Raw genomic sequence first — 26,225 nt, 5'->3', positions numbered from 1 at the left:
TGGATCCTCGACAAGTTCTTACGCGTGGACCGGCCACGACGGGAGGCTGGAGCCCCGTTTCAGCCGCGACGACCTGTTGACGCTGGTGGCGCTGTACCGGTTCACCGGATGCATCGGCTCGTCGTTCCGTACCCGTTTCGGCTACCACCACAACGAGCCGCGCCCATTGCCACCGTCCCGCTCGCCGCGACACTGGGGATCGAGGACCGCGAATATCCACGCCGGATGGCACCGCAGCTGCGGCGACGTGCGGCGCCGGCGTTCGGCGACGGTCGGCGGTCACTTCCTGCCGTTCGAGGAGCCCGAGTTGCTCGCCGGTGGAATGCGGGCCTTCTTCGGGGAGCACTCCGGGCGCGGTTAGAGGGCAGCGGTTGTATTTGCGAATGCGGCGCCATCTTTCGAGATGGCGCCGCATTCGGCGTTTCCGAACACGTCTCACTTACTGCCCACCAGTGCCTCGTCGCGCAAGACGTCGAGGTTCATGAACCGCACCTCGCTGTCGCAGAGCTCGCGCATCTGCCCGGCGATGCGCTGGGTCTCGGGCAGCTCGCTGTTCCGCATCGCCGCTTCGTAGGACGGGAACTCGATGATGTCCACGTAGCGGCCGGAGTGGTCCCGGTCCTGGGTGTGCACGTCGTGGGTGGCCGTTCGCTTGCCTTCGGTCGCCGTGATCCATTCGTCGAGCAGCGCGTCGAACTCCTTGGCGTGGCTCGTCTCGTATTCCATGATCTGGATGAACGCCGTCACCTTCGCACCTCCTTGCCTATCTCGCGGGAGCGGTCCATCGCGTGCCGTCGGTCGGCACCGCTACGCGCCCGCGGTGAAGTAGTTGTAGACGTCGTACATCGTCACCGAGGTGGCGGGTGCGACGCCGACCTTCGCGGTGTACGGGATGATGTGGGACTCGGCGAACGCGTCGAACGTGGCGCGGTCCTGCCACACGTCGGTGGTGCGCGCGCCGCCCTCGGTCTCGGTGACCCAGTGGAACAGGCCGCCGTCCGCGCCGGTGCTCTGCGGGGCGAATTCCATCAGGTCCATCACTTCGTCGTACTGGCGCATCTCGCCCTCGAACTCCATGACCACCGCTATGGGGGTGATCGTGTCCGCGAGCGGGCCGGCGCCAAGGTAGTTGTAGACGTCGTCGAACGTGGTCGTCGGCGGTTCCGTGACGCCCGCCTGCCGGCTGAGCGGCGCGATCTGGTCGCGGGCGAACTCCTCGAAGCGTTCGCGGCTGGTCCAGACATCGGTGAGTACCATGCCGGCGCCGTCGACTCTCGCCCAGTGGAACAACAGCCCCGACGGACCCGGTCCACGCGGTGTGAGGCCCATCAGTGCGCATGTGGTGTCGTACTGCTCGGTGGTGGCGGCCGGGAATTCCAATGTGACTCCGACGGACATGGCCGTACTCCTTTCCGGAGTCGGAAGCCTCCTCCCCACCCTAGGCCTGGGCGGCGGGACCAGGACCTGGGCGGAGCGGCGCGGCGTCGCGTACCTGCGGAAGCCCGATGGTGTCTAGGCCATTCGGTTGATGTAGCCGGCGGCTGTCCGTCGTGTCCTTCAAGCTATTTTTGATGCCGCCGGATCGTGATCCGGCGGCATTCTTGTTCACGGCGAGGTCAGGCAACCCACAAACTACGGTGATATCGCACATGGTTACTGTCGATCTTGTGACTCCGATGCTGGCGGAGCACACCAACCGTGTGGCCATCGATCGCGTCGATGATCTGGAAGTCATCCGTGAGGTAACGGGCACCGTTGTCGAAGAGGACATGATCGTTCGGGCAGAGGCACAAGACGTTGCTCGTAGCGTCTGGGCCGTAGTGCGGCTTGCCTAGACCACGAATGTGTGCCCCTTGGCTGTACGACGCGCCGCCGGCAACCTTGAGCGTCTTGCCACAGATCTGGCACTGGTTCTTATGCCATGACTTGACCTGGTCTATGACCGAACTCTTGCGAGCGACGCGGCTACCCGTATTCGGTACCCGGGGTGCGGGGCCGGCTTCATCTTCAGCGTCGAGGCCTTCGTCACCTGGCGAGTGGCTGAGGTAGGGTCGGCCGTTCTCGTCCTCGAGGACCTTGACCATGAGGAAACGACAGACCTTGAAGTTGTCTAGCCCGTCCTGCATCCAGTACCGCTCGACCGAGTACAGACCGTCGTAGCGGTAACCGGAGGGAGGGGAATGATCCCTGTCGCCCTCGGGTCCACGGAGGACTCGCACGAGCTGTCGTTCGAGGGCGCTGCGCACCAGCGCCCCGTTGCCCGGATCGTCGAATGACTGATCGTCGACTTGGTTCCCGCGAGCGTCTTGCCCTCCGTGACCGGTGTAGACGATCGTGTCCCAGTAGTCCTCATCGTCTTTGTAGCCGCCGTTCAAGACGATGGATTCAGCGCCTTCAAGCGGGGTTCCCGTGATGCCGGCCTGTGTCTGCCTATGAACGCCTGCCTCATGTGCGGCATGACGGTTATTGAAGGTTGTTCCCTCTGGGTAGCCCGGAACATGCCCAAACGTTCGTGCCATGCAATGAGGGTGCCACAGCCCGCTGACGAACTTGAAGCGTTGTCGTTTCCTGGCGCGCGATACGGGCTGGTCGGCGGGCGTGCATGAGGGCTTCCCGTTCTACGATCAGTGCGCCGGCTGGCTGTCGGCGCCGACGCGCGACGAGTGCACGAGGAGAGACTGATGGCACAGCAGAATGGACCGATATCCCAGCAGCAACAGCCCCTGCCGGAATCGGCGAGGGGGCGGCTCGCGCAGTCGCAGCAGGGGCGCCCCTGCTTCACCTCCGACCTGTCGGTGAATGAGTTCGTGCTGGCGACGCAGGCGGGCTTCACGCCTGTCGGGCTGGTGATGGGGACGAGCATTTACCACATCGGTATTCAGCCCACGCGGTGGAACACCAGTCAGGAGCTGTCCGTCCTGACGCAGGCGATGTACACCGCGCGGGAGTTGGCGATGGCGCGTATGGAGGCTGAGGCCGACATGCTCGGTGCCGACGGGATCATCGGGGTGGAGGTGCGGGCGCGGCGGTATGCGTTCTCGGCCGAGATCATGGAGTTCGTCGCGGTGGGGACTGCGGTGAAGGCCGAGAACAGCAACATGCCGTTGCGGACGCCTGCGGGGCGGCCGTTCACCTCGCACCTGTCGGGGCAGGACTTCTGGACTTTGTGGCAGCACGGCTGGGTGCCGCGGGCGCTGGTGCTGGGGACCTGTGTCTACCACGTCGCGCACCTCACCTTCCGGCAGGCGCTCCAGGCCTCGGGCCAGAACACGGAGCTGGGCACCTACACGCAAGCGGTCTACGACGCGCGCGAGATCGCCATGAGCCGCATGCAGTACGAGGGCAACCAGGTCGGCGCGGACGGCATCGTCGGCGTCACGGTGCACGAGAACGACTGGGTGTGGGGCGAGCACGCCATCGAGTTCTTCGCGATGGGTACCGCGGTCAGCAAGCTGCATCAGGACGTCTCGCCGGTGTCGCCGCAGATGACGATGCCGCTGTCAGGCTGAGAAGCGGTAAAGGAAAAGGGCCATCAGGCGGGCGCCGATAGAGAGCGGTGCCCGCCACACTTCGGGTCTACCGTGCAGGGACAAGCGGCGGATTCAACCGCGCGAAGGCCTCCTGCCGCTCATAAGGGAAGTACGGATACGGCGCCTCCTTTCCGCTCGCCGCGTCGAGCCGCGCGACCTGGTCCGCCGTCAACTCCCAGCCGACGGCCCCGAGGTTCTGCCGGAGCTGCTCCTCGTTGCGGGCCCCGATGATGACCGACGAGACCGTCGGCCGCCGCAGCAGCCAGTTGATGGCGACCTGCGGCACGGCCGCCCCGGTCTCCGCCGCGATCTCGTCCAGCACGTCCACGACCGCGAACAACCGCTCGTCATCGACCGGCGGCCCGAATTCCGCCGTCTGGTGCAGCCGGCTCCCCGCCGGAAGCGGCTGTCCGCGCCTGATCCGCCCGGTGAGCCGGCCCCAGCCGAGCGGACTCCATACCAGCGCGCCGACGCCCTGGTCGGCGGCCAGCGGCATCAGCTCCCACTCGTAGTCGCGGCCGACGAGGGAGTAGTAGACCTGGTGCGCCACATAGCGCGGAGCGTGCAGGCGGTCGGCGGCGGCCAGCGACTTCATCAGCTGCCAGCCGGAGAAGTTCGACGCGCCGACATAGCGGATCTTGCCCGCGCGCACCAGATCGTCGAGGGCTGACACGGTCTCCTCGACCGGCGTGCGCGCGTCGAAGGCGTGCAGCTGGAACAGATCGATGTAGTCGGTCCCCAGCCGCCGCAACGCGTCCTCGGTCGCCTTCACCAGCCGCGACCGGGACGTCCCCGCGTCCTGCGGCCCGTCGCCGGTCGGCAGGCCGGCTTTGGTCGACAGGAGCACCTGGTCGCGCCGCCCCTTGACCGCCGCGCCGAGTACTTCCTCCGACGCCCCGTCGGAGTACACGTCCGCGGTGTCGAACAGCGTCACCCCCGCGTCGAGGCTGATGTCGATCAGCCGCCGCGCCTCCCGGGCGTCCGTGTCGCCCCATGCGCTGAACAGCGCTCCCTTGCCGCCGAACGTGCCCGCGCCGAAGCTCAGGGCGGGGACGACGAGCCCCGAGTCACCCAGCCGTCGGTATTCCATGGCGAACTCCCACCTCACGCGTCACTAACGGAACCAAGGTCCCGTTAACTCTCACGGCCAAGGTAGCATCGAAGCGGCGCTAAAGGGAACTGGAGACCCGTTAGGACTGGGAAGCCTTGTGGACGGCCGTACCGACCAGCTCCTGGACCAGCGAAGCGGAGACGCCTCCGACGCCGAAGACGGCGACTTCGATGTACATCTGCCCCTTGCGGATGACGACGACGTCGCCGCCGTAGCTCACGCCGGACCTGTTCGCGGCCAGGTGCAAGGCATAACTCGCGTCGCCGTAGGACGGGAACGTCGTCGCGGAAACGCGCGTCGAGTCGGAGCCGGCCATCGGCGCGGAGCACGCGATCGCCGTTTTCTGCATCGACGACCACAGGTCGCGAACCTGTGTGTCGGGTCCGGAGGCAAGGATCTCCTGAAGGAACGGCCCGTCTTCCGACTGCTGGAAATCAGCCTCGGCCTGCGCGGGGAGCTGCTTGCTCCCGTCCGCCGTGATCGCCGAGCACGGAGCCGTCACCGAACTGTCCGCGGACGGCGGCGAAACCGCCCAACCGAACGGCAGATCGGACGTCACGAGCGCCGCGGCCTTGAGCTGCGCGGCAGACTGCTGGCCCTGGTGGGTCTGCTGGCCCTGGTAGGTCGAAGTTGGCGACGATGTCGACGAGGAACATGAGGAGCAGGCGACAAGCAGTGCCGAGACGATCAGGACCATCGGTGCCGTGATGCGGTTCATACGCTTCGCCTCCTCCGGGGAGGTTACCGCCGTGGCGGCGTCATGAACCGCCTCTCATGCGGAACATTTGGGCAGCGCGTCAATGGTCCAGGCCCACGTGGAACCGCCGCTGAGAACGACCCTGGGCTACCGGACGCGCCCACCGGAAGTCCTCGGCGCTGTCCGGAGGCAGCCCTGTCGGGGTTCGGACAGCCGCTACGGGATGTCATACCCCTGTCACCAACTGTGGTAGGCAGGCAGCTTCGGCGATTGTGCGTGGAAGATGGCCGAAACAGGGTACTGATATTTATTGTGCCCGAAATCCTTGCTCGCTGTATGTCAGCCACCGCATACTGACGTTCGCGCAGATCTTCTATCGCACGGGGGAAGGGATGCTGGAAGCCTTCGGGGTCTCGCCAGCGGCAGAGAAGCTCTACCTGTATCTGTTGCGCGAGCCGGATCTCCGTGTCGAGGCCATCAGCGCGGCGCTGGGCTGGGCCGAGGGTGACGTGCGCACCGCCCTCGACGAGCTGTCCGGCCTGGCATTGCTCCGGACCTCGCCGGCGCATCCGCGGACATTGCGTCCGGTGGCCCCTGACGTCGGACTGGAATCGCTCCTGGCCCGGCTTCAGGCCGAGTTGGTGGCCCGTCAGCATCAGTTGGAGAGCGGCCGCGCCGCCGTTGCCATGCTCACCGCCGAATACGCGGAGCTGCATCCCCGCGGCGAGCGCACCGTCACCGAAGAGCTGATCGGGGTCGACGAGGTGCGGCTCCGTCTGAAGACGCTGACCGCGCAGGCCCAGAACGAACTGCTCGCCCTCGTCCCGGACCCAGTCCAGCGCCCCGACACACTGGCGGCCAGCAAGCCCCTCGACGCGGCGCTGCTGGAGCGCGGCGTCACCATGCGCACGGTCTACCTGAACAGCATCCGCAACGACCCGGCGAGCATCGCCTACACCGACTGGCTCGCCGGCATCGGCGGCCGGATCCGCACAGCGCCCACCGTCCCCCTGCGCCTGATCATCGTCGACCGTGCCACCGCGCTGGTCCCCATCGACCCCCGGGACAGCTCGGCCGGCGCCACCGTCCTGACCGGAGCCGGCGCGGTCTCGGCGATGTGCGCGCTCTTCGAGCAGATCTGGAACGCCGCCCGCCCGCTGGGCCTGCCCAGCCCGCGGGGCGCCCAGGGCCTGGGCCCCGAGGAGCGAGAGATCCTGCGGATGCTGGCCAACGGCGAGACCGACGAGCACATCGCGCGCCGCCTGGGGGTGTCCACGCGGACGGTCGGGCGCAAGGCCTCGGAGCTCATGCGGCGGCTCGGGACGCGGAGCCGTTTCCAGATGGGGGTGCGTGCGAGTGAGCTCGGGTGGCTCGGGCCGCCGCCGGAGGCCTGTCGCGGGGAAGGGCTCCTTGGCAGCGCCTGCCTATGACACGCGCCCTCGTCTGTTGAATCAAGGTACTGCGATCAACCTCCAGGGCTGCGACACTACTGACTGTGTCAGTCACATCACAGGCTTTGGCCAGACGGCACGCCACCCCACGTGCATGACGACCCCACGAGAGGAAGACATGACAATCCCTCTGCATAAGAGAGCTGCCGTCGGTGCGGCGGCGGTGCTTGCCGTGGCGACTGGTGCCACAGGTGCGATGGCTGGTACGGCGCAGGCCGCGTCGAGCGGTGCCCGATGGAGCGAGAAGCCGGCGCTGGTGCAGGCGTCCGGCTTCAATGTCGCGTGGACGGGCAAGGCGCTCACGGTCGAGGACGGCCGGGTTCATGCCTCGACGTCCCAGGACACGCGGGGCTACGGGCAGGACGTGTTGCCCGCGCACGCTTTGGCCCAGCCGGCGAACGAGGTGGCCGTGACGCTGACCGCCGCCCGGCCGGCCGGGTCGCAGGCGCTGGTCGATGTCCGGGGTCTCGGGCTCAATGGGAAGTGGACGCAGTGGGTGCCCGCGGCGGCCACCGGTTCGACATCGCTGGCGGAGTCGGTCACGAAGGTCCAGGCGCGGATCACCTTGCGGGACGCCGCGAACGGCGCCGCTCCGACCGTCAGCAACCTGGTCCTGAACGCCGACAGCGGTGCGGCTCCCGCCGTCGCCCCCCGGCTGGCTCCCGCGTCCGTGTCCTACCAGGTGTACGCCACGCGCGAGGGCCTGGTCGGCGGGACCACCGCGAACGGCCACGTCATCCAACCCAATGACCACTTCGTGGCGCTGCCTTCGGGATCGGCGCTGTCGCCCGACGGCAGCGGCGACTACTCGGTCCAGGTCTGCGGTCCCAGCACGTGTGAGACGGCGCCGGTGTGGGACATCGGTCCGTGGAACACACACGACGACTACTGGGACGCCAACCGTGCCGAGTTCACGGATCTGCCGCAGGGCGAGCCGGAAGCACAGGCCGCGTATCAGAGCGGGTACAACGGCGGCCACGACGAGTTCGGCAGGACCGTCGCCAATCCGGCCGGTATCGACCTCGCCGACGGCACGTTCTACAACATCGGCCTGAACGACAACGGCTGGGTGACCGTCACGTACCTGTGGACCGGGGGCGGTGGCGGCAGCGGGCCGTCGGTCACCGGCATCGGGCAGTGCTCCACGTCGTCGAACGCCGACTGCTCGAGCCCCGCGGCCGGCAACGGCTCGGACTGCCACAGCGGGCACTTCTGCATCTACACCGGCGCCAACTACAGCGGGACGGTGTTCTCGTTCTACCACTGCAAGTACAACGGCGGTGACTGGGCGCTCCAGAACTGGCTTTCAGCAGGGTCCTACATCAACGACAACTCGGGCGGGACGGACGCCTACACCAAGGACCAGAACCACAACGTCATCACGGCATCCGCTCCCGGGAGCAGGAACGCGAACTACAACTTCGATCCGGTCTACTACGTCCAGGCGTGCTGAGGCCCTGAGGCCCTGAGGCCCTGAAGCCCTGAAGCATTGAAGAACCGGGTGCGTGCGCTGGGTGCCTCAGGCCGCGACCAGCGCACGTTCCCAGTGCTGCGTGTCGGCGTACTCCCGCATCGCCACGATCTTGCCGTCGCGGACGACGAACACGCCGATGTTCTTCTCGTGGTACGGCCGGCCGGTCTTCCCGGTCGCCCACGAGTCCCACTCGACCAGCACCTGCTCGCCCTCGCCGAAGACGTTGGTGACCTTCAGCCCGATCTCCCGCTCGGGGTCCAGGTGCGCGAAGGCGGTCGCCAGGAAGCCGTCGATGACCTGGTCGCGGCCCTGCCAGGTCCCCGATATCGGCAGGTCGCCGCCGTACCAGACGGAGCCGTCCGCGGCCCAGCAGTCGCGGATCGCCGCCTGGTCGCCGTCGGCGAGGGCGGCGAAGTAACGGAGGACGAGCTGCTGGGTGGGGGAGGTGGCGGTGATCGTGGTCATGGCTGTTTCTCCTCGATGCTCAAGCGGTTTCCGGCTTGTCGGCTCTTCGCCGGCGCATCTCCAGTTCACCGCGAACGGCTCCGGCGACCAATGAGCAGTCCGCTCTCGCACCCATCATGGATCGTGATGGTCGAATCGCGCGCGCCGGGGCGGCTCGGGGCAGAATCGTGTTCCGATGGTGGATGACAGCGCGTTGCATCAGCGGGCGACGGTCATGCTCGCGCGGGCCGAGGCAGCCGCTGAAGCGATCCCGCACCGGGTCGCCCGGGTGCGGGCGCTGGCCGAGATCGTCAGAGTTCTGATCGCCACGGATCCGGATCGGGCCAGGCGTCTGGCCGACCGGGCCGAACGTACCGCTTCCTGGACGTTGAGCAGGCGTGACAGGCGAAACTCGCGGAACTGGCTCTGCGAGGTCTTGGCCGCCACTGATCCTGATCGTGTCGAGCGTGTCGCCGGCCGCATGCCGGAAGCGGGAGCAAAGGCGGCCGCGTTGGCCAAGTGCGCTCATGCGATCGCGACCACGGACCCGGACCGGGCCCGACGTCTCGCCCGCCAAGCTGTCGATACCGCCGCGACCGTGCCGGACGGATCGTACTCGCGCGCTCTTGTCACCGTCGCCGGGTCGTTGGCCGTCGTCGATCCGGGCCTCGCCGAAGGTGTCGCGGACGGTATCACCTTCCCGGAGCTGAGGGCTGAGGCACTTGCCAGGATCGTCGAGTGGTCGGCGGGTGGCGACCCGCGTCGGGTCGCACACGTCGCAGACCTGGCCGAGGATGCCGCAGCGGGCTGTGGCGAGTTCTCGCGAGCGCTCAAGGTGGCCCGGATCGCTCAAGCGATCGGGCGCGTCGATCCCGACCGCGCCGAGCGACTTGCCTGCGAGGCCGAGGACCTGGCCGCTGGAATGGCGAACGTCTCTCAGCGAGGCGACGTGCTGAGTTCCGTTGCCAAGATCGTGGCCGGACTCGACATCGAGCGGGGTAGCCGTCTCCTGGACCGGGTAGAGCGTCTCGCCAACACGACGACCGGCGAAGTGCAAAGAGCATGTGTGTTGGCCCGGATCGCCGACGGGTTCGTCGCCGTGGACGCCGGTCGCGCCGAGCGATTCGTCGAACTGGTCGAGCGGATCGCCGCCGAAACGGCTGGAGACGGCCTGCGCGGGGCCCTGATCGACTGCGTCAGGGTTCTGGTCTTACTTGGCTTGAGCCGGTCCGGGGCTGCCGCGATGGCAGCGGACTTCGACCGCGCCGAGAAGCTCGCCGCCGCCCTCAACCCGCGGCAGAACAGGTCGTACGCGCTGGCCTTCATGGCTCCCCGGGTCGCCGTCGTCGACCCGGACCGTGCCGAACGCATCGCGGCGGCCATCACGGACGCGGGCGCGATCCGTGCGCAGACCCTGGGGTTCGTTGCCGTGGCGCTCGCCGCCGCGGATCCGGAGCGGGCCGAACGGCTCGTCACCGGGATCGCCGAGGACTCCTATCGGGTGTCCGCCTCGGTCCGGATCGCGGAAACGTGGCTGAAGGCCTCCGAGCCGGTCACCCCTGCCAAGGCGTCAGCAGATCCGCCGGACCGAACACGGCGTCGAGTCCCTTGGCTGTCGCGCCGGTCCGCGACACCGCGAGCAGCGGCACCGGATCGGTGGTGACGCGGTCGCGGTGCCGTTGCAGCGCGATGAGATCGTGCCCGTCGAAGGGCGTGTGGTCCAGCCACTTGACCGAGCCGAGGAACAGCAGGCGGCGGGCGACGGGGGCGCGGTCGGCGCCGACGATGTCGATCTCGACGTCGTTGCTGCGGGTCCAGTAGCCGCCGACGACCGGGGCCGCGGGTAGTCCGGCGGCGGGCAGCAGGCGGGCCAGGCTCTCGCGGACCAGCGGTTCCACGGCTCGGCCGCGCCAGCTGGGAAAGCCGGTGCGGATGCGGTCGAGGGTCAGATCCGAGCGCATGCGGTCGATCTCGGGCAGGTGGGGCGCGAGGAAGCGGAACCAGAAGCGCAGATAGGAGTCGGTGATGCGGTAGCGGCGTTCCTTCGACGGGGCCAGCGACACCGGTAGTTCGGCGGCGACCACGCGCTTGTCCGTCAGGACCTCGGTGGCGCGGGTCAGCGTCGAGTGCGCGATGCCGCCGGCGGTGCGCGCGATGTTCGTGAAGGTGCGCTCGCCGGAGCCGATCGCGGCGAGGACGGCGCGGGCCTGTGCCTGGTCGGGGAACTCGGCGGCCAGCGACAGCTGGGCCGAGGCGGTGAGCGGGCTGAACGGGTCGGCCAGCTCCCGGGTGAGGAACGACCACATGTCCTCGCCCGCCCGCCAGCGTGCGCAGATCACCGGGAGGCCGCCGGTTATCAGCGCGGCGTCGAAGGCGTCGGCGTCGGCCAGGCCGGTCATGGCGGAGACGTCGGCGGGGTTCAGGGGGCCGATCGGCAGTTCGGTGCCGCGCTGGTGGAAGGGGCGGCCGTAGGAGGTGAGGGCTTCCATCATCGACAGGTCCGAGCCGATGAGCAGGAGCAGTACCGGCTTGCGGGACAGCTCGCGGTCCCACGCGCGCTGCAGCACGCTCTCGAAGGCGCCCTGTTCGTCCATCAGGTACGGCACCTCGTCGAGCACCACCACCGACGGCCGGTCGGCGGGCAGGATCCCGGCCAGCTGGCGGAACGCGGCGGCCCAGTTGCCGGGCGTGGCGTCGCCGAAGACGTCGGCGTCCGGGAGGTCGGAGGCGCTGACGGCGCGGACGAACTCGGCCAGCGGTTCCTCGCCGATGCCGATTTCCGCGGTGTAGTAGACGTGCGGCACCCCGGCGCCGCCGGCGAACTCCTCGACCAGCGCCGACTTGCCGATCCGGCGGCGGCCGCGCAGGACCAGGCAGCGTCCCGCGGGTCCCGCGCTGTCACCGGCACTGACCTGCGAGAGGACCTGGTGCAGCGCGGCCAGCTCGCGCCTTCTGCCGACGAAACGAGTCACCGCGGCTCCCGGTGTGCAGCGATCCGGATACTTTCGATCAGGATACTATCGCGTGCGCAACTATTGGGGGAGCCCTTCGGCGGCACGGCGCTACGCGTGCCCGATCGCCCGCACCGCGTCGATCGTGTCGGCGTCCTGCGCCTTCTTGTCCTCGCGATACCGCACCACCCGCGCGAACCGCAGGGTCACGCCTCCCGGGTAGCGGGAACTGCGCTGCACACCGTCGAAAGCCACCTCGACGACCAGTTCGGGCCGCACCCGCACGGTCCAGTCGTCGGCGGACGTCTGCAAAGCGCGCAGCCGCTCGGTCTGCCACGTGAGCAGCTCGTCGGTCATGCCCTTGAACGTCTTGCCGAGCATGACGAATTCGCCGCTGTCCGGGTCGCGCGCGGCCAGGTGCAGATTGCTCAGCCAGCCTTTGCGCCGGCCGTGGCCCCACTCCGCGGCGACGACCACCAGGTCGAGGGTGTGGACCGGCTTGACCTTCAGCCAGGCCGCGCCGCGGCGGCCGGCGTTGTAGGGCGCGTCGAGGGATTTCACGACCACGCCTTCGTGCCCGCGGTCCAGGGCGTCCTGCGCGAACGCCTGCGCGGCGTCGGGGTCGTCGGTGACCAGGCGCGGGGCCAGGGCGGCCGGCGGCGCGATCGAGGCCAGCAGGTCGGAGCGCTCCCGGGACGGCAGATCGGTCACGTCGCGGCCGTCGAGGTACAGCAGGTCGAACAGGAACACGGTCAGCGGGATCTGCTCCTGCATCCGCCCGACATCGCGGCGGCTGCCGGTACGGCTCGCGGTCTCCTGGAACGGCCGCGGCCGGCCGTCGGCGGCCAGCGCCAGCGCCTCGCCGTCCAGGACCGCGGAGGCCACCGGCAGCGCCCGGGCCAGCGCGACCGCCTCCGGCAGCCGGTCGGTGATGTCGTCCAGGCTGCGGGTGAAGACCTGGACGCGGTCGCCGTCGCGGTGGATCTGGACCCTGATTCCGTCCAGCTTCCACTCCAGAGCCGCCGGGGCCGCCTTCGCCAGCGCCGCGGGCACGTCGTCGGCCGTCCCGGCCAGCATCGGCTGGACCGGACGCCCGACCACCAGGGCGACCGCGCGCAGCCCCGGGACGCCGTCGCGCAGCGCGGTCTGCGCGGCCGCCGCCAGGTCGCCGCCGAACATCGCCGCCCGCCGCACCTCGGCTGCCGGTACTTCGGCCGCCTTCGCGACCGCGTCGGCCATGACACCGTCCAGCGCGCCCTGGCGCAGCTCGCCGGTCAGGAGCCGGCGCAGGAAGGCCTGTTCCTCGGCGGTGGCTCGGGCGAACAGCGCGGTCAGCAGGTCACGGCGGCGGGCCTGCGACCCGGCGCCGGAGGTCTGGCCGATTTCCTCCAGGATCCGGTCGACCTCGGCCACCTCCAGCTCGCCGCCGCCAGCCCCGGCGTCGGCGCCGGTTGTGGCGCCGGTCGCGGGCGCAGGCAGGTCCCGCAACGTGGCCCAGCCGACGCCGATCTGCCGCTGCGGCAGCTCCCCGGACAGGTAGTGGACGGCGACCCGGATCTCCTCGGGCCCGGCCGTCCGAAGCCGGTCGGCCAGCAAGGCGATCTTGGCCGTGCGGGCCGAGGCCTCGGCGACCGCCGTGGACGTGGTGGCCAGATCGAGCAAGCGCATGAGGAAATGGTCCGCCACGGCACTGACAAGGGCGAGCGGGGTGACCCACACGAACCCCGCCCCCACGAACCGTCGGGCCCGGCGGCAGTGATTCCGGGGCCTCGCCTCGTGTAGTAGGTCGAGGAGGGCAACGGACATTGGACATCGAGGATGAACAGCGGTTCCGCGAGTTCGTCGGCGCCCGGTCGAAAGCGCTGCTGCAAACCGCCTATCTGCTGACCGGCGACTGGGAACACGGCCGGGATCTGGTGCAGAGCGCGCTGGCCGGGTTGGCGCGCAAGTGGGGCCAACTCGCCGACCCGGGCCACGCCGAGGCCTACGCGCGCAAAGCGATCTACCACGCGCACGTGGACCGGACCCGCCGGCTGTCGTGGCGCCGGGAGCGGACGACGGCGACCGTCCCGGACACGGCCGCCGAGCGCTCGGACCCGGCGGACCTGGTCGCCGTGCGCCGGGACGTGATGGCGGCGCTGCGGCGGCTGCCGCCGGGCCAGCGCGCGGTGGTCGTACTGCGGTACTTCGAGGACCGGACCGACGAGGACATCGCCGAGGTGCTGGGGATCTCGGCCGGGACCGTGCGCAGCCAGCATCACAAGGCGCTGAAGGCATTGCGGGTGAGCACGGACATCACCGCGAAGGACAGTTTGAAGGAGGAGGCGGCATGCTGACAGAGCGGGACTTGCAGGAGACGTTGGCCGACGCCGTCGACGACCCGGCGGCCGACCAGCTCCTGCTGGGGCTGTCGGACCGGGCGCTCGCCGAGGCCGGCGAGGGTTCGTGGTGGCGGCGGTCGACGGCGGGCAGGCAAGCCCGGTGGGTGTCGGGCATCGCCGTCGGCACGGCGTTCGCGGTGGCCGCGACAGTCGGCGTGGTGGCGCTCGACGGCGGAGGCGGATCGGGCAACGGCTCGCCGGCGGCGTTGACGGCGCCGGACACGCCCGCGAACGCGGCGGGCCAGGCGGCGCTCGTCTCGTTCGCGGCGGAGTGCTTCGACGGCCACGGACCGAAGCTGGACCTGACCTACGTCTGGGACCCGGCGACGCAGCAGTATCACGGGGTCGCAGGCAAAGTGGCGACTTCCTTCTACCCGTCACCGGACGGGAAGCAGGCGCTGGTCGAAGTGGGCGACGTGGTTGCCGCACAATCGTGGGCGGTCGGGTCCTGGGCCGACGCGGTCGCCGGCCGGGTGACGCCGCACGCGGTCGCCGGCTCCAGCGGTGTGCACTGGACGGCTGACAGTAAGGAGATCGTCAGCAACCTGACATGGGACACGATCAAGGTCACAGGCGAGCTCACACTCAAGAGCCGGACGGCCGACTTCTACGATCCGGCGTCGGGCCGTCGCCTGGCCTCGGTTCCGATCCCGCAGGCAGTGCTCACCCGGGTCGCGAGTGGTCAGTGGTCGATCCAGGAGTTCCAGGGCGACCACGATTCGGTGCTGTTCCCGGTGCTGAGCGCCGATGGCAACCGACTGGACTACCTGAACGCACAGGGAACAACAGTTCGTACCCTGACACTCCAGGAGGGTCTGGCTGCCAACGGCACGAACCAGTCCGCGCGGACCGAGTCGGCCCAGATCTCGCCGGACGGCCGCTACCTGTCGGAGATGGACGGCTCGGTGCTCGCCGTCTTCGACCTCCAGGCCGGCGGTAAGCGCATCGGCTGGACGGACGTCACCGCGCATCTGTGGACCGGCTGGACCGGCTCCGATCAGATCGTGACCGCGGTCGACAAGAACGAGAAGCTCACCGGATCCGCGGGGGATCCAATGCCCTTGACCGGCCACAGCCCGGAGTACTCCGTGCTGACGCCTGACCTGAAAGTCATCCAGGACGTGAAGTTCGTGCTGCCCGCCGACCCGCATGGAGCGTGCGCCACCTGGCCCGTGTCGTGGGCGCCGGCGGGACAGTTCCCGGGGGCATTCGTGCCCTGACGAAGGGTCGGGAAAAGCTTGCCGCCCGGTGCGAGGCGTCTGTCATCCTGATCCGATGCCCGCAGACACCTCGTACCACGGCGGCCTCGCCGACTTCTTCGCCGGCACCGGCCAGCAGCATCCGACCAACGCCTACCTCGACCGGCCCGCGATGCTCGCCCTGATCGGCGACGTCGCGGGCCAAGACGTGCTCGACGTCGGCTGCGGGCCCGGGTTCTACGCCGCGGCGCTGGCCGACCGGGGTGCGACGGTGACGGCGATCGACGGCAGCGCGGAGCTGGTGCGGATCGCCGGGCGCACGGCGGGGGAGCGCGGCACCTTCTTGCAGCACGACCTGGAGCAGCCGCTGCCGTTCGCGGACGCTTCGTTCGACCTGGCGGTGATGGCGTTGGTCTACCACCACCTCTACGCGCGGCGGCAGCTGTTGGCGGAGCTGCGGCGGGTGGTGCGGCCAGGCGGGCGGTTGCTGGTCTCAACGACGCATCCGATGAGCGAGCAGCGCTGGCTCGGCGGCTCGTACTACGAGGGCGGCCGGGTGGACGCGCCGATCGGCGGGCCCGGGACCGGGTTCACGATCAACTTCGAGCGGATGACCGTCGAGACCTTCGTGAACGAGATGCTGGACGGCGGTTTCGTGCTGGAGCGGCTGCTGGAGCCTCGGCCGTCGGCCGCGTTGCGGGATGTGGACCCGGAGAAGTTCGAGCAGCTGGACGTTAAGGCGACGGTGCTGACGGTGGCGCTGCGACGGCCGGCACAGGAGTCCTAGGGACCGGGGTCGGCGCCGCGCCGTCCCGCATCAGGAAGTACCCCGCGGCGAGCCCGCACGCGGCGGCCGTCTCGTGCCCGATGGTCGCGAAGTTCGGCAGCAGCCCGAACCACTGCGCGCTGACGAACGGGTAGGCGAACACCCCCGCCGCCCACAGCAGCCGCATCGCGCGCGGCACCAACGGCACCGACGGAACCAGCGGCGTCACCGACGCGGCGATCGCCAGCACGCCGTAGCTGATGCCGTAGTCGTAGCCGTCCCACCACTTCGCCGGGTAGCGGCCGGAGTGGATCGCGGCGGCGGCGACGCTGGTGGCCACGGCGGTGGCGACGGTGTTGGCGAGCAGGAACACCGCGGCCGTGCGGACGGCGCCGACCCGGCGTTCCAGCGCGGCCATGCAGACACCGACGCCGCCTGCGATGATCAGGAGATGGGAGAGCAGGCCGCTGTCGGTGGCCGCGAACAAGGGGCTGGCCAGCAGGACCGCCAGCGGGTCATGGGCCATGTTGTGCGGGTTGGTGCTGATCGTGATCTTCAGGTGGTCGGCGGCGGGGCCGGACAGGACCTTCGTCAGGAACAGCAGCCCGGCCACGATGACCAGCAGGTAGGCGAACGTCATCGGGTTGCGGCGCGGGTAGGCGCGCGCCGCTCGGAAAACGATCGCCATGAGCCGAGCTTGGCAGAAACACCCCGTCCGGCGCTGGATCACCGGCCACAATGGGCTTCCGAGTCGAGGATGGAGGAGCGATGGACGCCGAGGAACACCACGGGGAACAGCCGGAACACGCGCACCAGCCGGCGGATCCGGAACTGCCGCGCATGGAGTGGCACCAGACCCCGGTCCCGCCCGGTATGCCGGTGACGCAGGCTTACGTCTGGGCCCTCGACCCCGACGACGGCAGGGTCCTGATCCAGGACCGCGGCCCCCAGCACCCGCACCGCTACACCCTCCCCGGCGGCCGCCCGGAGCCCGAGGACGGCGGCGACCTGCTGCGCACCGCCGCGCGCGAGGCGATGGAGGAGTCCCAGATCCGCATCGACACCGATCGCGCGATCTACCTGGGCCACCAGGTGGTCACCTGGCTGGAGAAGCATCCCGAGCCGTACGCGCAGATCCGCTACGCGGCCCCGATCATCGGCTACGAACCCATCGGCCCCGACCCCGACAACGGCCGCACCAACCGCCGCTTCATGACCAGCCTGGAGCGCGCCCCACAGCTCATCAACTGGCACGAGACCGGCGCGGATCAGGCCAAGGCGGCCATGCGGGCCGGCGAGGAACTCGGCTTCCGCGTCGCCGACCCCTCGCCCGAGGGCTACCGCGACGGTGTGAAGGAGCGCTACCTCGTCTGCCACGACTACGGCATGGGCGGCCTGTGGTGGTGGGTCACGGCCCGCAGCGCCAAGGAGATCATGGAACGGGTCGCGGACGTCGTCGTGGTGACCTCCAGGCAGAGCGTCGAGCGCGCCGCGGACTGGGACCTGCAGGAGATCGACATCGACGCGGCCGACGAGAACCCGTTGACCAGCCTCAAGGCGACTCGTGACGGACAGCGCGACCAGCCCGGCTTCGGCGCGCTCGTCGGCCGCGGCACGGTCCACCTCCGCCAGGCCTGGGACGAGGACACCGAACACGGCGAGGCCTTCTACCTCACCGAGATCGGCGCGGACGGCTACCGCACCCGCCAGGTCGTCGAGTACGCCGACGGTTCCTTCAGGAAGACCGACGACTGGCCCTTCAACCCGCCCTTCGACCTCTACGACCCGGCCCTGGGCCGGGCCGCGGTGGAGCGGGCCGTGTTCGAGGCCGCGTGGGACAAGGCGGAGCCGGAGGTGTACGACGAGGATTGATCCTCAGCCGCCGATGCCGAGTGCGTCCACGATCCCTGAGATGTACCCCAGTTCGTGGGCGCGTCCCCGGCTGCAATAGGCCTCCGAAGACGTGTCACCCCACGTCGCCGCATCCCCGACCAGGGCCGGCACGTGGTCGTCGATGGCGAAACCGTCGAACCCGACCTTGTGCAGCCGCCGCAGAATGCTCGGCGGATGGAAGTTGCCCTCGCCGAGGAAGCACTCCGCGAACGTCGGCACCGTCCCGCGCACATCCCGGAAGTGCACGTACGCGATGTGCCCACTTGGCCCCAGCAAATCGATGACCTCCGTGACGTTGGCCGCCCCCGCCATCGCCGAAACCGTCCCGGTGCACAGCGTCAGGCCCCAGGCACGGCTGCCATGCGCGCGGTCCCGCGCCTCGGCGAGCGCCGTCGGCGAAGTGAAGATCCGTGCCGCGCCGCCCAGCGGCTCGGCGACCGGCGGATCATCAGGGTGCAGACTCAGCCGTACCCCCACCTCCTCCGCGACCGGCAAGACCGCGTCCAGGAAGTACTGGTAGTTCGCCCACATGTCCTCGGCACTCAGCGGCGGATCGATCGGCTCCTCCGGCGTCAGCTTGTACGCCGCTAAAGCGTTCCCCGCCGCGGCATCGGCCAGATCGAACGACGAGACGTGCGCGCCCCCGCGCCCCACCGCCTCCATCGACGTCCGCCACACATAGGTCGGCATCCAGTGATGCCCGAGCACCGGGATCCCGGCGGCACCCATGTTCCGAACCGTCCGCCGGTAGTTCTCGATCTGCTCGTCCCGCCCCGCGGCCCCACGCTGAATCAGCGCGAAGTGCGCGGCCGGAACGTTCTCCAGCCCTTCCAGCCGCAGCCCGTCACCCTCGATCCGCTCTCGCAAGGCCCGCAGCTCCGCCTCCGACCAGAACCCTTCAGCGCCAACGAGATTGCTCGGCGTATGAAGCTGCACGCTCTGCAAACCCAGCTGATGCGCGAACATCGCTGTCCGCTCGTCGTACTCGTCGACATGCCCCAGAGCCACCCGCATCGGCGTCACTCACTCCCCGTCTTCCGGCAGGGCGACCGCCAGCGAGGCCAGCAGGCCGCCGTCCACCCGGATATCGGCGCCGGTCACGAACGCGGACCGGCGCCCGGCCAGGAACGCCACCACCTCCGCGACCTCCGCCGGTTGCGCGATCCGGCCCAGCGGATGCGCACGCCCCCACTGGCCCAGCAGGGCATCGACCCCCTCCTGCGTGCCGTCGCTGAACAGCCGCGCCGAGCGCCGCAGCATCGGGGTGTCCACCGAGCCCGGGCACACGGCGTTCACCCGCACTCCGTACGGCGCCTCGTCGATCGCCATGGACCGCACCAGAGCGCCCAGCGCGCCCTTGCCGGCGGTGTACGCCGCGACGTTCGCCTGCGTCGCCACCGCCTGCACCGACGACACCACGACGATCGCGCCGTCCCCCGAGCGCCGCAGATGCGGCAGTGCGGCACGCGCGGCCAGGAACACGCCCTTGACGTTGACCGCGAACACCTCGTCCCAGGTCTTCTCCTCGGTGTCGGCCACGGTCCCGTAGCGCTGGATGCCCGCCGAGGTGACCAGCACGTCCAGCCGGCCGAAGGCGTCGACGGCGGTCTGCACCGCGCGCTCGACCGCCGAGGCGTCGCAGACGTCTGCGATCACCGGGACGGCCCGGCCGCCGGCCGCGGCGATCGCCTCGACGGTCTCGGCCGCGTCACCCTCCCGCAGCCCGTTGACCGCCACCGCGGCCCCGGCGGCGGCGAGCAGTTCGGCCGTGGCCCGGCCGATCCCGCTCGCCCCTCCCGTGACCAGGGCGACCCGCCCCGCGTGCTCTTTCACTGCGTTCGTCCTTTCCAGGTCCCCTCGGACGAGCGCCGAGGGGGATCAACAAGCCGCGGGCGTCCCGATCAACCCAGCGGCATGGCGCAGAAACCGCCGCCGACCCGGTGCAGGACCGGGTCGGACCAGTCGAAGCGCTCGAGACCGGCGATGCCGGCCGCGAAGCGCTCGGCGTCGTCCTCGGGCCGGTAGCCGATCGCCTCGCCCTCGGCGAGGGAGAACCAGCCCCGGGCGTTTGCCGAGATGCCCCACAGCACCCGGAAGGCGGCCGGGGCCGGCACGGCCAGACACGCCTCGACCAGGCGCGCGCCGTCCCCGTGGGAGATCCAGACCGTGAGGTCCACGGTGGACAACGGCTCGGACCGGTACGCGCCCAATCGCAGACAGCTGACATCGATGCCGAAGCGCGAGTGGTACAGGCTCCCCAACGCCTCCACCGCCGCCTTGCTCACGCCGTAAAGGGTGTCCGGGCGCGGAGCCACACCGGCCGGGAGGGAACCGTCCGGCCCGACGTCGTCCCGGGTCCAGAAGCCGGCGGCATGGATGCTCGAGGCCAGGACGATCCGCGGTACCCCCTGCCGTACCGCGGCTTCCAGCACTTGGCGGGTACCCTCGACATTCACCTCGGCCAGCTCTTCCCACGGGCCCTCGCCGGGCTTCCCTCCGAGGTGCACGACGGCGTCCACACCCTTGCACGCCCCGTCGATCGCGTCCGGGTCGTTGAAGGAGGCGGTGACGATCTCCGCGTCGTCCTGGCCGGGTTCCACCGGGTTGATGTCCAGGAGCCGCAATATCCGGCCCGGTCGCGCGAGCAGCGGCCGCAGAGCTGTGCCGATGCGTCCCGCCGCGCCGGTGATCAGGATCCGTTCGGTCATGACAACGCCTCCCCATAGGTATCGGGGACGATCGGGTCCGGCGTGTAGGGAGGCTGGTTGTACGTGTGGCGGCGGCGGAAGCCGGGCTCGTGCCCACCGGCACCGACCGGCGGCTCCCAGAAGCGCCAGCTGGCGGCGTCCGTGTCGATCGGCGTGGATTCCGGACCGATGCCGTTGCCGTTCTCGGCGGCGACGGCGTATTCGTAGACGCGGTCCGAGGCCGGTTCGGTGTCCCGGTACTCGAACGCCAGCCCTGAGAACACCTCCCGATAGCCGAGATCGCCCTTCACCCGACGGTACAAGCGGTATCGCGATGCACCAAGGACTTCACCCCAGGAAACGTCCACGTGACCGGCGCCGAGGCGCAGACGCAGACCGTCCGGGGACGGTGGCCGCTTGGTGTCGACGTGGACCGGATAGTCCGGACCGGGCTCGCTGACCTGGTCCGCGTTGGCGGCCACGACCCGCACGTGGTACTTCGTGCCGGTGGCGAGCTTGTGCAGCGTGAAGGGACTCTGCCGAGCCGAACCGGCGGTCTCCCAAAGCGTCCCGCCGTCCTTCGACACCTGGATCACGTAGGACTCCGCCGCCTGGACGTGTTCGAACTCGATGACAGCACTGGTGCTGCTGTTCGCGGTCCGCAGCACACGCGGCGCCGAAGGACGCGGCAGCCGGTGGGTGAACTCCAACCGATGCCGTCCGGCCGGCAGCGAGACCAGCAATTCGGTGTCGTCCAGCCGGGTCATCATCGGCGTGACACCGTCGACGAATAGCGTTCCGGAGCCGAGCCCGGAGGCGATACGCAGCTTCGCGGTGGTCTCCTTGCGAGTGAAGTAGGCCCCTGTGATGTGCGCCGGATCCTCGAACTCCAGGCTGACGCCCAGATCCGGGTCGTCCGTGGTGAGCAGCACGTCGCCGGCCCCGATCGCGCTCCCGTGGACCAGCGCCAGCCGGGTGCGGCCGTCGTCGCCGACCCGGATGGCGCCGACGGTGCCGGCGAAGCGCAGACCGTCCGCGGTGTGGTCGAGGCCGACCGGGTCCCGGCCGGCGCGGAACACGTGGTCCACGCCGTGCGGGCCGCGGATCCTGGCGCCCCAGGGCCGGGCGTCGGCGGCCACGTCGCCGCGGTGGCTGACCACCGCCAGCACGTCGGTGTCGGAGCCCTCCCAGCGCCGGATCTGCGAGGTGGAGGTGCGGATCTCGTCGACGAACGGCACGGCGCTGAGCATGTGGACGGCCGGCATCCGGTCCGGGAGTTCGGCGAAGCTGTTCGCGTCGTGGCCGGTCGCGGCGGCCAGCGTGGACCAGGTCCAGACCATGCGCTGCTTCGGCGCGAAGGCGTCGTGGACCACGATGTAGTCCGAGCCCATCAACAGGACACTGCGACTGATGTACTCCCGCGCGACCGGTCCCTCGGGATGCGGCACGATCTCCGCGTACTGGGCCCAGCCCAGGTCGTAGAAGGGGCGCTCCAGCACGTTCTGCCCGATCGCGCGGAACCCGCCGTCCTTCCACACCGCGCAGGACGTGGCGAACGTGCCGTCCGGCACGCGGCGGTCCCCGGCGTCCTCGGGGCCGTGTCCGCTCCAGGCGCGGCCGTCGGCGTAGTAGTAGATGTGGCCGGAGCCGTTGTCGTCGGCGATGCCCCAGCGATAGTTCGGACCATGGTCGACCTGCTGGAGGAAGACCGCGACCTCGGACTCCTCGGCGAAGTCCGCGCGCAGCGTGATGCCGTAGCCGGTGTACTTGGAGCTGCGGAGGCGGGGATTGGTGCCGGAATCGCCGACCGTCTCCACCAGCGGCCGCCATGGGTCGGGCATGCCGGGCCGGACGTCCAGGCCCTTCGCGTTCTCGTCACTGCCCCAGACCAGGTACTCGGCGAGCAACGGTTCGTAGGTGCGCAGCGCGTCGGCGAGGCGGCGCAGTTCGATCGGGGAGCGGCGGGGCCAGAAGGCGTGCGCGCCCTGCGCGGGATGCATGCGCAGCGGGCCGTCGGGGGTGGCGATCGGCGCGGTGAGCGCGTCGACCAGCCAGCGGCCGAGCGCCGCGTACTGTGGGGCGGCCAGGCGGTTGCGGCCGTCGGCGCGCCGGGCCAGGGCGTTGCCGAGGGTCATCGGACGCAGGAAGGCCCAGGTGTAGGTGGCGATGCTCTCGGTCCAGCGGCCGCCGGCGGCCTCGTTAGCGGGCAGCGCGGGCCGGGTGAACGCCTGCCCGAGGACCTCGGCGACCTTCTCGAACCGGTCCTTCCACGCCGGGGCGGCCGGGTGGTCGGGGAAGGCCCAGGCCAGCGCGGCGAGCGCGGCGACGCCGTCGGCGTGGAAGTTGGGGTGGCCGCCGAGCATGCGCAGCAGCGGCGTCATCTCCTCGCCGGCCGAGACATACGCGCACAGGAGCAGCAGGGCTTCGACGCGGCGCCGGTCCTCGGGGGTCAGGGACTCGCGGTGCCGGTCGTAGCCGTCCAGGAACCGGTCGTAGAGCGGCCGTTGCAGGATATTGAGATAGCCGCCGACCTCGTTCACGCCCCGGGCGATGAGCCGCGGTCCCTCGTCGCCTTCGAAGAACGCCTTCGCGAAGTCGTCGGCGGTGGCGAACTCGCCCTCGGAGGCGATCGGTTCGGGGCGGGCGCCGTCGTACTCCAGCTGCCAGTCCTTGACCCGGTCGAGGCTGAGCGTGCCCTGCCAGTGGTGGAGCTCGCGCGCATACGAAGTCTGATACGGCCGGTCGATGGGGGCGTGGTCGTAGAACGCTATGCCGGTGACGCGTGTGCCGGGACGCAATGGCCAGGTCCAGTGCAGGACGTCATCGGTGTGGCGGAAGTGGAGTTGGAGCCGGTCCGAGGAGGCCCACACGGCGTAGAGCTGGTCGTCCCACTGCGCGTGGTCGCGGATGAATACGCCGCACGCGTCGCCGGAGCGCTCGTCCCAGAAGGCGGCGTGGGGGCGGATGTCCCAGGCGAAGCTCGGCGCGTAGGGCCCGACGGTGAACATCATGTCCACGCTGGGATCTTCGGTGCCGCCGGGCCCGGAGAAGTTCGGATCCTCGCCACCGCCGCCGAGGACGATGGGGTCATCGATGCCGCGCCAGCTGCGGGCCTGCTCGTGCGGCCAGACGGAGGAGAAGCGGTGGGTGGGGGACAGGCCGGTCCAGGCCAGGTCCCAGGTGGCGTTCAGGCCGGCCGACATCGTTTCCGACAGTTCGACGAAGCCGCAGCCGGCCAGCGCTCGGACGACGGCGGTGTAGCGGGCGCCGCCGGCGAACCGGTACGCCACTTCGCAGTCCACGAATAAAGGACCGGCTTCCAGCACCCGGGCTTTGATGGTCTCGACCGCCCCGCTGATTGTGGAGCTGCCTACCCAGCCGGCCCCGCGATCGAAGTGGGTGATGGGGCCGGGTGTTTCGCCGTCTGCCGGCAGCTTGGCGGGAAGCCGCACTCGCACCAGGCCGCTGTCGAGGATGATCTCGTCGTCGGTCTCGGTTGCTGAAACCGCGCCTGCCTGCGCGAGGGGCAGAGCTGCGTCCGCCGAGAGCGTGAACTCGTGGCTCTGTCCCGGCGCGAGCTCCGCGAAGAAGCAGACCGTTGCGGCGGCCAAGTACTCACCCGACTCGGTGACCCCGGTCAGCTGAAACGGCACCGCCTCGCCGTCCTCATCCACCAGCCGCAGCTCCTCGGCCATGACCGAAACCGAAGTCGTCTCCCACCGCACCGGATACCGCAGCAGCGTCCGCGGCCACGCGAACTCCGGATGGTCGATCAGGTCGCGCAGGACGAACTCGACATGGTCGTCCTGCGCACCCCACACCCTGCTCATTCCCCGTCCCCCTGCTCGGTCGCCGCCTTCGCCACGCCCTGCGTGCCGAACGCCGCGCCGCCGGCGACGCCCTCGACGAGGAAGCGCTGCAGCAGGATGAACAGCAGCAGGATCGGCGCGGCGACGATGAACGTGCCGGCCGCGATCAGCGGCCAGTTCTGGGTGTTCTCGCCGAAGAACGAGTACAGGCCGCGCGTCACCGGCCACAGTGTCTTGTCCGAGAGCATGACCAGGGGCAGGATCAGGTTGTTCCAGGCGCCGACGAAGCCGAAGATGGCGAAGGTCGCCAGGGCCGGCTTCATCTGCGGGATGACGATCGTGAAGATGAAGCGGATGTAGCCGCAGCCGTCCAGGGCCGCCGCCTCGTCGATCTCGCGCGGGATGCCCTTGATGTAGCCGACGAAGAAGAAGAACCCGGCCCCCGACAGGCTGACCATCAGTAGATAGCCGGGCATCGAGTTGTACAGGTGCAGCGCCCGGGCCTCGATGAACAGCGGGATCAGCCCGCCGGGCAGGAACCCGGAGAAGATGAAGAAGCTGTACAGCACGTTGGAGTGCCGGAACCAGCCCCGCGAGATCGGGAACGCCAGGAACACCCCGAGCGTCAGCGTGATCGTGACCGGGATGACCGCGTAGATCAGACTATTGATCATCTCTCGGCCGAAGTCCCCGGCGCTCCAGGCATCGCCGAAGTTCTGCTTGGTCCACGGATGCGGACTGCCGGTCGGATCCTGGAGGAAGCCGGTGAAGGTCTTGAACGACTGCAGGAACAGGTAGACCAGGGGAGCCGCGAACACGAACGACGCGATCACGAAGCACAGCAGTTGGCGTCCGCTGGCGCGGAACAGGTACGAGGCGCGGGACGGTGCGTGCAGGGTGCGCTTGGCGCTCACAGCTGTATCTCCCGCCGCCGCAGCCCCCACAGCAGCCCGCCGCCGATCACGACCGTCAGCCCGAACTGCAGGATCGCGAGCATGGAGCCGTACCCGAGCTGGCTGTTGCCGCCGAAGGCCGAGTCGTACATGTAGAGCCCCAGGGTCTTGGTGCCGAAGTTGCCGCCGGTCAGGACCAGGATCAGCGCGTACTCGCCGAGCGTGCCCATCGCGGTGAGGAAGACGTTGACGGTGGTCGCCGGGGCCAGCAGCGGCCAGGTGACGTGGCGGAACACCCGCCATTTGCCGGCGCCGTCGAGGGCGGCGGCCTCGTAGACCGGCTTCGGGATGTTCCGCAGGCCGGCTATGTAGATCAGCATCGAGTAGCCGGAGAACATCCAGATGTTGACGAGCATCACCAGCGGTAGCGCCAGGCTGTTGTCGCCGAGGAAGGCCGAGGTGCTGTGGAAGACGCCGTGCCACGCGGTCTCGGCCGGGCCCATGACGGGGTCCAGGATGAGGGCGAAGATGGTGCCCACGACCGCGACCGAGAAGATCTGCGGCATGAAGATCAGCGCGCGGTAGAAGGTGTACGTGCGGCCTTTGCGGTTCAGCAGCATCGCCAGGCCGAGGCCCACCGCGTTCTGGATGATGGTGACCCCCGCGACGTAGATCAGCGTCGTCTTGATGGCCGGCCACAGCTCGCCCCACAGGGCGGTGAACCCGGTCGTGTAGTTGCAGAATCCGCAGAAGTTCAGCGGCGTGCCGGGCAGTCCCGAGTACTGCGTGAAGGAGTACCCGATGGTGGCCAACGACGGGTAGAGCCCGAACAGCAGCCACCCGATCCCCGGGATCGAGATGCTGGCCCAGGGGATGAACCGTCGGGTGCGTGAGGTTCCGAAGGGACAGCGCGACACGCCGCCTCCTCTCAAAGGATCA

The 26,225-nt window shown here is 69.6% G+C and carries 23 protein-coding genes; 8 read left to right on the top strand and 15 right to left on the bottom strand.

Annotated features, from left to right (window positions below):
* Nucleotides 1–435: 435 nt before the first annotated feature.
* The 3 genes from ABH926_RS35190 to ABH926_RS35180 all read right to left on the bottom strand — a co-directional run bounded on the left by ABH926_RS35190 (nt 436) and on the right by ABH926_RS35180 (nt 2,519).
* Entirely contained in the window at nt 436–747 is a 312-nt protein-coding gene (locus ABH926_RS35190) for a hypothetical protein (RefSeq protein ID WP_370370285.1), read from the bottom strand.
* 60 nt (nt 748–807) lie between these two features.
* Entirely contained in the window at nt 808–1,398 is a 591-nt protein-coding gene (locus ABH926_RS35185; RefSeq protein WP_370370284.1) for a hypothetical protein, read from the bottom strand.
* Nucleotides 1,399–1,616: 218 nt separating this feature from the next.
* Complete coding sequence (locus ABH926_RS35180; protein WP_370370283.1) at nt 1,617–2,519, bottom strand: YDG/SRA domain-containing protein; 903 nt, start codon at nt 2,517–2,519, stop codon at nt 1,617–1,619.
* A gap of 162 nt (nt 2,520–2,681) precedes the next feature.
* On the opposite strand from ABH926_RS35180, the gene ABH926_RS35175 reads away from it, so the two are divergent.
* Nucleotides 2,682–3,509 carry a heavy metal-binding domain-containing protein gene (locus tag ABH926_RS35175; RefSeq protein WP_370370282.1) on the top strand — a complete coding sequence of 276 codons (828 nt, stop codon included), beginning with the start codon at nt 2,682–2,684 and terminating at the stop codon, nt 3,507–3,509.
* Between the two features lie 67 nt (nt 3,510–3,576).
* Here ABH926_RS35175 and ABH926_RS35170 read toward each other — a convergent pair whose 3' ends face one another.
* Nucleotides 3,577–4,620 (bottom strand): aldo/keto reductase, encoded by a 1,044-nt coding sequence (locus ABH926_RS35170; protein WP_370370281.1) that lies wholly within the window; start codon nt 4,618–4,620, stop codon nt 3,577–3,579.
* Between the two features lie 100 nt (nt 4,621–4,720).
* Nucleotides 4,721–5,359 carry a hypothetical protein gene (locus tag ABH926_RS35165; protein ID WP_370370280.1) on the bottom strand — a complete coding sequence of 213 codons (639 nt, stop codon included), beginning with the start codon at nt 5,357–5,359 and terminating at the stop codon, nt 4,721–4,723.
* Nucleotides 5,360–5,730: 371 nt separating this feature from the next.
* Here ABH926_RS35165 and ABH926_RS35160 point away from each other — a divergent pair, with 371 nt between their 5' ends.
* Nucleotides 5,731–6,768, top strand: a complete 1,038-nt coding sequence (locus ABH926_RS35160) for a LuxR C-terminal-related transcriptional regulator (RefSeq protein ID WP_370370279.1) — start codon at nt 5,731–5,733, stop codon at nt 6,766–6,768.
* 217 nt (nt 6,769–6,985) lie between these two features.
* A complete protein-coding gene (locus ABH926_RS35155; RefSeq protein WP_370370278.1) occupies nt 6,986–8,242 on the top strand; it encodes a peptidase inhibitor family I36 protein in 1,257 nt (418 codons plus the stop codon).
* Between the two features lie 66 nt (nt 8,243–8,308).
* Here ABH926_RS35155 and ABH926_RS35150 read toward each other — a convergent pair whose 3' ends face one another.
* Nucleotides 8,309–8,728, bottom strand: a complete 420-nt coding sequence (locus ABH926_RS35150; protein WP_370370277.1) for a nuclear transport factor 2 family protein — start codon at nt 8,726–8,728, stop codon at nt 8,309–8,311.
* A 214-nt stretch (nt 8,729–8,942) separates the two neighbouring features.
* Between ABH926_RS35150 and ABH926_RS35145 the strand changes: the two genes are divergently transcribed.
* Nucleotides 8,943–10,370, top strand: coding sequence for a hypothetical protein (locus ABH926_RS35145; protein ID WP_370370276.1), 1,428 nt, complete (start codon nt 8,943–8,945; stop codon nt 10,368–10,370).
* Here the strand turns inward: ABH926_RS35145 and ABH926_RS35140 are convergent.
* Nucleotides 10,261–11,679 (bottom strand): ATP-binding protein, encoded by a 1,419-nt coding sequence (locus ABH926_RS35140; protein ID WP_370370275.1) that lies wholly within the window; start codon nt 11,677–11,679, stop codon nt 10,261–10,263. The two genes, ABH926_RS35145 and ABH926_RS35140, sit on opposite strands and share 110 nt — an antisense overlap.
* 90 nt (nt 11,680–11,769) lie before the next feature.
* Nucleotides 11,770–13,326 carry an ATP-dependent DNA ligase gene (locus ABH926_RS35135; RefSeq protein WP_370370274.1) on the bottom strand — a complete coding sequence of 519 codons (1,557 nt, stop codon included), beginning with the start codon at nt 13,324–13,326 and terminating at the stop codon, nt 11,770–11,772.
* Between the two features lie 137 nt (nt 13,327–13,463).
* Between ABH926_RS35135 and ABH926_RS35130 the strand changes: the two genes are divergently transcribed.
* The 3 genes from ABH926_RS35130 to ABH926_RS35120 are packed head-to-tail and all read left to right on the top strand — an operon-like array spanning nt 13,464 to nt 16,025.
* Nucleotides 13,464–13,994: a SigE family RNA polymerase sigma factor gene (locus ABH926_RS35130; protein ID WP_370370273.1), complete on the top strand. Its 531-nt coding sequence runs from the start codon at nt 13,464–13,466 to the stop codon at nt 13,992–13,994.
* Complete coding sequence (locus ABH926_RS35125; RefSeq protein WP_370370272.1) at nt 13,988–15,259, top strand: hypothetical protein; 1,272 nt, start codon at nt 13,988–13,990, stop codon at nt 15,257–15,259. The genes ABH926_RS35130 and ABH926_RS35125 overlap by 7 nt, the downstream gene beginning before the upstream one ends.
* Before the next feature lie 55 nt (nt 15,260–15,314).
* The gene (locus ABH926_RS35120) at nt 15,315–16,025 is read left to right on the top strand and encodes a class I SAM-dependent methyltransferase (protein ID WP_370370271.1); all 711 of its coding nucleotides are present in this window, start codon (nt 15,315–15,317) and stop codon (nt 16,023–16,025) included.
* Here ABH926_RS35120 and ABH926_RS35115 read toward each other — a convergent pair.
* The gene (locus tag ABH926_RS35115) at nt 15,973–16,692 is read right to left on the bottom strand and encodes a rhomboid-like protein (protein ID WP_370370270.1); all 720 of its coding nucleotides are present in this window, start codon (nt 16,690–16,692) and stop codon (nt 15,973–15,975) included. The two genes, ABH926_RS35120 and ABH926_RS35115, sit on opposite strands and share 53 nt — an antisense overlap.
* 80 nt (nt 16,693–16,772) lie before the next feature.
* On the opposite strand from ABH926_RS35115, the gene ABH926_RS35110 reads away from it, so the two are divergent.
* A complete protein-coding gene (locus ABH926_RS35110) occupies nt 16,773–17,876 on the top strand; it encodes an NUDIX hydrolase (RefSeq protein ID WP_370370269.1) in 1,104 nt (367 codons plus the stop codon).
* A gap of 3 nt (nt 17,877–17,879) precedes the next feature.
* Here the strand turns inward: ABH926_RS35110 and ABH926_RS35105 are convergent, their stop codons facing one another.
* The 6 genes from ABH926_RS35105 to ABH926_RS35080 form a co-directional block, all read right to left on the bottom strand.
* Nucleotides 17,880–18,911 carry a mannonate dehydratase gene (locus tag ABH926_RS35105; RefSeq protein ID WP_370370268.1) on the bottom strand — a complete coding sequence of 344 codons (1,032 nt, stop codon included), beginning with the start codon at nt 18,909–18,911 and terminating at the stop codon, nt 17,880–17,882.
* Between the two features lie 9 nt (nt 18,912–18,920).
* Entirely contained in the window at nt 18,921–19,730 is an 810-nt protein-coding gene (locus ABH926_RS35100; protein ID WP_370370267.1) for an SDR family NAD(P)-dependent oxidoreductase, read from the bottom strand.
* A 68-nt stretch (nt 19,731–19,798) separates the two neighbouring features.
* Nucleotides 19,799–20,605, bottom strand: a complete 807-nt coding sequence (locus ABH926_RS35095) for an NAD-dependent epimerase/dehydratase family protein (RefSeq protein ID WP_370370266.1) — start codon at nt 20,603–20,605, stop codon at nt 19,799–19,801.
* Complete coding sequence (locus ABH926_RS35090; protein ID WP_370370265.1) at nt 20,602–24,414, bottom strand: fibronectin type III domain-containing protein; 3,813 nt, start codon at nt 24,412–24,414, stop codon at nt 20,602–20,604. The genes ABH926_RS35095 and ABH926_RS35090 overlap by 4 nt, the downstream gene beginning before the upstream one ends.
* Complete coding sequence (locus ABH926_RS35085; protein ID WP_370370264.1) at nt 24,411–25,307, bottom strand: carbohydrate ABC transporter permease; 897 nt, start codon at nt 25,305–25,307, stop codon at nt 24,411–24,413. Before ABH926_RS35085 ends, ABH926_RS35090 begins: the two co-directional genes overlap by 4 nt.
* On the bottom strand, nt 25,304–26,203 hold the full coding sequence (locus ABH926_RS35080) for a carbohydrate ABC transporter permease (protein WP_370370263.1): 900 nt from the start codon (nt 26,201–26,203) through the stop codon (nt 25,304–25,306). Before ABH926_RS35080 ends, ABH926_RS35085 begins: the two co-directional genes overlap by 4 nt.
* Nucleotides 26,204–26,225: the final 22 nt, after the last annotated feature.

It is taken from the genome of Catenulispora sp. GP43, from assembly GCF_041260665.1.
GTDB lineage: Bacteria > Actinomycetota > Actinomycetes > Streptomycetales > Catenulisporaceae > Catenulispora.
Note: the sequence above shows the minus strand (reverse complement) of the source record. Positions and strands in the feature narration are given on the sequence as shown.